The sequence below is a fragment of the Longimicrobium sp. genome, assembly GCF_036280135.1.
GTDB lineage: Bacteria > Gemmatimonadota > Gemmatimonadetes > Longimicrobiales > Longimicrobiaceae > Longimicrobium.
Genome location: NZ_DASURI010000678.1, coordinates 1 through 5,061, shown reverse-complemented (window position 1 = coordinate 5,061; position 5,061 = coordinate 1). Strand labels below are relative to the sequence as shown.

Genomic DNA, 5,061 nt, shown 5'->3' with positions numbered 1-5,061 from the left:
CGCGCTCGGGGTGCAGCTGCTCCACCAGCCGCTCGAACGGGTACGCCTGCGTGCCCAGGGCGGCCAGCGCCTCGTCGCGCGTGCGGGCCAGGAACGCGCGGAACGTGGGCGCGCCGTCCAGCCGCGCGCGCAGCACGACGGGATTGACGAGGTAGCCCACCGTCCCGCCGAACTCCGGCCGCGTGCGGCCGGACGCGGGTGAGCCCACGAGGAAGTCGTCCTGGCCGCTCCAGCGCGCCAGCAGCACCTGGTACGCGGCCATGAGCACCACGTACGGCGTCACGCCCTCTGCCCGGGCCAGCTCGCCCACGCGCGCGGCCAGGGCGGGATCCAGCGCGAACGCGTGCGCGTCGCCGCGGTGGCCGCGCACGGGCGAGCGCGGACGGTCCGTCGGCAGGGCGAGGACGGTCGGCGCGCCGGCAAGACGATCGACCAGGCGCTGGCGCAGGCGCTCGCCCTCCGGCCCGGCCAGGAGCGTGTCCTGCCAGCGGATAAAGCGGGGATGCTGGGCGCCCGCGTCCGCCAGCGTCTCGCCGCCCATCGCCCGGAACCACTCGTCGAAGACGATCTCCAGCGAGCGAAAGTCCACGACGGCGTGGTGCGCGGCCAGCATCAGCACGTGCGCGTCCGCCGCGGTGCGATACAGCGTGGCGCGCACGGGCGGCGTCTGCCCAAAGGCGAACGGGCGGCGCGCCTCCGCGTCCAGCCGCGCGCGCAGCTCCGTCTCGTCCCACGCCGTCGCGTCAATCGTCGCGAGCGATACGTCGGTGGCGGAAACGACGCGCTGCAGGGGCTCGTCCGCGTCCAGCACGGTGCGCAGGGCGGCGTGGCGGCCGGCGACCTGGCGCAGGGCGGCAGCCACGCGATCCGCATCCAGCGCTCCGTGCACGCGCACGGCCACGGCCAGGTTGTACGCGGCGCTCTCCGGCGCCAGGCGGTGCAGGAACCACAGCGCGCGCTGCCCGGCCGAGAGCGCGAACGGCGCGTCGTCCTCCGCCGCGTCCACGGACGCCTGCGGATGCGCGGACCCGCGCGCCGCGAGCGACGCCAGCTCCGCCGCGAGCTCCGCCATGGGGCGCGGCTCCAGCAGCGCGATGGGATCGATGGGCGCGCCGACCGCCTGCTCGAGGGTGGCCGCCAGCCGCGCCGCGCCGACCGAATCCAGGCCCAGCGCCGTCAGCGCGAGGTCGGGGCGGACGGCGTCCGGCGACACGCGCAGCACGCGCGCGGCCTCCGCCCGCAGCATCGCCTCCGCGGGGGACGCGGGACGGGCGGATTCGGCCGACGGAGTAGAGGGCGCGGGGGCGGACGCATCCGCCGGCGTGTCCACGCGGTTCAGGACGCCGGCCAGGTACGCCTTGCGGGTGGCCTGGCGCTGCACCTTGCCGCTGCTGGTCTTGGCGAGCGTGGCGGGGCCGATGAGGGCCACGTCGTGCACGCCGGCCTCGAACGCGGCGGCCACCTCCTCGCGGATGCGGCGCGCCACGCCCTCGCCGTCCAGCCCGCGCAGCGCCGTGCGCCGCACCTCGTGGACGATCACCAGGCGCTCCTCGCCGTCCACGTCCACGGAGAACGCGGCGCCGCCGCCGGGGTGCAGCGCGGGGTGCGCGGCGCCGGCCACGGCCTCGATGTCCTGCGGGTACAGGTTGCGGCCGCGGAGGATGACCAGGTCCTTGGCGCGCCCCGTGACAAAGAGCTGGCCGCCGTCCACGAAGCCCAGGTCGCCCGTGCGCAGGAACGGCCCGTCGCCGTCCGCCGTGTACGCGCCGAACGCCTCGTCGGTGGCGTCGGGGCGGTTCCAGTAGCCGCCGGCGATGTGGGGGCCGGCCGCCCAGATCTCGCCCACCTCGCCGGGCGCGCAGGGGCGGCGCGTGTCGCGGTGCACGATCTCCACGCGCCCCTCGCGCCACGCGAAGCCGCAGCCCACGAGGGAAAGCGTGCCGTCCTCGTCCGCCGGGGCGGCGACGCCGCGGTCGCGCTCCAGCGCCTCCGCGCGAAAGTGGCGGACGACGTGGGGTGCCTCGCGCTGGCCGCCGCTCACGAAGAGCGTGGCCTCGGCCAGGCCGTAGCAGGGGTAGAACGCGTCGCGCCGAAATCCGCACTCGGCGAACGCGTCGGCGAAGCGGTCCAGCGTGGCCGCGCGCACGGGCTCGGCGCCGCAGAAGGCCACGCGCCAGCCGCCCAGGTCCAGCGTGGCCTTTTCCTCGGCCGAGACGCGCTCGGCGCACAGGTCGTAGGCGAAGTTGGGCCCGCCGCTGGTCTCGGCGCCGTAGCGCGAGACGGCCTCCAGCCAGCGCGCGGGGCGCTGGAGAAAGGCCGCGGGCGACATGAGCACGCAGGTGCCGCCCATGAACAGCGGGTGCAGCACGTTGCCGATGAGGCCCATGTCGTGGTACACGGGCAGCCACCCCGCCACGACCAGCCCCTCGCGGTGACCGAAGGCGTCGCGGAGCATCCGCTCGTTCACGAGCAGGTTGTCGTGGGTGACCCGCACGCCCTTGGGCGTGGAGGTGGAGCCCGACGTGTACTGCAGGAACGCCACGTCCCCCGGCGCCACGCCCGCGTCCGCGAAGGGCGCGGCGGAGGCGTCGAGACCGCAGGCGATCCAGCGCAGGCGGGCCAGCTGGGGCGCGGCCTGGGCGTGCTGGGCCAGCGACGCGATCACGTCGTCCGTGGCGAGCACGGCGCGGGCGTCGGCGTCGGCCACGATGGCCTGCACGCGGTCCAGGTTGCGGTTGCTGCGGGGCGGATAGACGGGGACGGCCACCACCCCGGCGTACAGGCAGCCAAAGTAGGCCGCCACGAACGCCAGCCCGGGCGGAAACAGCAGCAGGGCGCGCTGGCCACGCAGGCCGTCGGCCGCCAGGCGCGCGGCCACGGCGCGGGCCTGGGCGTCCAGCTGGGCGTAGGTGAGCGACTCGCCCTCCTGCTCGCCGTCGAGCAGGAACACGCACGCGGCGCGCTCCGGGAACCGCGCGGCGCGGTCCCGGAGCATCTCCACCAGGGTACCCACGGGGGTCACGCGGCGGCGGCGGCCGGCTCGGCCTCCTCGGCCGCGGGCGGCGCGAAGCCCAGCGTGCCGGCGCAGAACTCCCGCCAGCCGGGTCCCGCGTCCGCGAAGACGACGTTCTCGTCCAGGTAGACGCCGTCGGTCACGCGAAAGTCTTCCTGCAGGTACAGGACGTCCTCGTCCTCCAGTGCGGACCGGGTGCCCTCCGCGCCGGTGCGCAGCCGCGAGAGGTCCGGCCGCCACGCGTCGAAGCCGGCAAATTCGCGGGCGTAGAACGCCCGGCAGTAGCTGCCCGTGCGAGCCATCGTATGTATCTCCTGGCGAAACAGGTGAGCGGGGTGTGGAGGGGGCCCGTTCAGGCCCCGATCCCCGCCTCTTCCATCTTCTTGCGCAGCGAGAGGGGGCGCATGTCGGTCCACACTTCCTCGATCCACGCCAGCACCTGGGGCTTGAGCCCGGGCGTGCCCACGGCGGTCCAGCCCAGCGGGAGCTCGCGGTCCGCCGGCCAGATGGAGTACTGCTCTTCGTGGTTCACCACCGCGGTGTAGATGGTGGTATCCTCGCGGTCCTGATCCGACATGGGGTTCTCCGGTAGAGGTCGGGAAAAAGGCGCCCGGCGCGGCGCGCGCCAGGCGAGCAGGGGTCCGGGCAACGGCCGGACGCGTGCGAAAAAGAAGCGATTCTGTGCCTGACGTGGCGCCTATTGAACGCAACTGGACCGGAAAGGAAAGCCCGCCGGTCCGGTCGGATCGCAATGGTTCAAGATGAACAGCGCTCGTGCTTCCCGATCGCGGGGCGGGATGCAACGGTCCTACGGATTATTGTCTGGTAAGGTTAATGTAACACCACGCGGCGCTGGGCGGGAGCCCCCGCCGCCAGCTGTTTTCCGGACCCGCTGTGTGCGGCGGACCATCCTCCACTCCGCAACCAAACTGCGTTCGTGCACAGTGGCGGGGTCCGCGTGGGCGCCCCCTCCGCTCGCGTAGGCTCGCACCTCCCCCAAGAACCCCTGGGGGAGGTTGAACTGCAGTCCGGCGCGGGGGGCGGCGATTCGCTCGGCGTTCTCGCCGAGCCACGGCGAGGCGCATCGCGGATTTCGCGGAGGGCCCCATCTGCCGTCCCCTGATCCGCATCCGTCCCCTTCGACGGCGGGCGACGGATGGCTGCCACACGGTGCCGGAGCCGGAGATCCGGACCCTCTGCCGCGCGTCCGTAAAGCCTGCCCGCGCCCGACCTTCGACGGCGGAGCGGAAGCGGATCAGACGCCCGCGGGGACGGCCAGGCCGCGGACGGGGATCCCCCGCGCCTCCGCCAGCGCCCCCTGCACGGCGCGGATGAGCCGCGGGTACGCGTCAAAGGCGACGCGCGCCTCCTCCAGGTCCAGCCGCTCGCGGTTGGTGTGCGCCAGCGCCTCCCGCCCCGGCGCGAAGCCGATGGTCGGCACGCCGTGCGTCCCGCAGCTGTGCCCGCCGTCCGTGCCGAACTTCCACGGGCGGATCTCCGGCTCGTGCCCCAGCACCTGGCGCAGCGTCCGCCCCGCCGCGACCACCAGCGGATGATCGTCGTCCAGCAGGAAGCCCGGCGTGAAGTTGCTGTTCTCTTCCTCGTAGCCCGTCCACGCCTGGAACCGCGCGCGCCCGGGCAGCACGTCCACCCGCATCCCCTCGACGGACGGCACCCGCGCGGCGATGGCGGAGCGGATCTGCTCCAGCGCCTCGGCCTCGTCCCAGCCCGGCAGCACCCGCCAGTCCAGCGTGATGCGCACGCGGTCGGGCACCACGTTCCCGCTCCGCGGCCACACCTCGATGACCGTCGGCGTCAGCGTCGCCGCGCCCAGGACGGTGTGCGACGGCTGCGCGTCGGACAGGTCGCGGAGGGCGAGAAGGACGTGCGGCAGCAGGTCGTTGGGGTTGCGCCCCCGCTCCGGCGTGCTGGCGTGGGCCGCGACGCCGTGGATCTCCACGGCCAGCTCCGCGTGCCCGCGGTGCCCCGTGCACAGGTCCAGCCCCGTGGCCTCGCCCAGGATGACGGCGCCGGGGCGGATGCCGGAC

Annotated in this window: 4 protein-coding genes; all 4 read right to left on the bottom strand. The window is 74.5% G+C overall.

What is annotated here, in order from left to right:
* The coding region (locus VFZ20_RS22005; protein WP_329686100.1) for an AMP-binding protein at positions 1 to 2,995 on the bottom strand (2,995 nt) is incomplete at its 3' end.
* 23 nt (positions 2,996 to 3,018) lie between these two features.
* Positions 3,019 to 3,315 (bottom strand): hypothetical protein, encoded by a 297-nt coding sequence (locus VFZ20_RS22000; protein ID WP_329686099.1) that lies wholly within the window; start codon positions 3,313 to 3,315, stop codon positions 3,019 to 3,021.
* A 50-nt stretch (positions 3,316 to 3,365) separates the two neighbouring features.
* Entirely contained in the window at positions 3,366 to 3,590 is a 225-nt protein-coding gene (locus VFZ20_RS21995) for an MbtH family protein (protein WP_329686098.1), read from the bottom strand.
* Positions 3,591 to 4,268: 678 nt separating this feature from the next.
* On the bottom strand, positions 4,269 to 5,061 hold a 793-nt coding region (locus VFZ20_RS21990; protein ID WP_329686097.1), incomplete at its 5' end, for a M20/M25/M40 family metallo-hydrolase.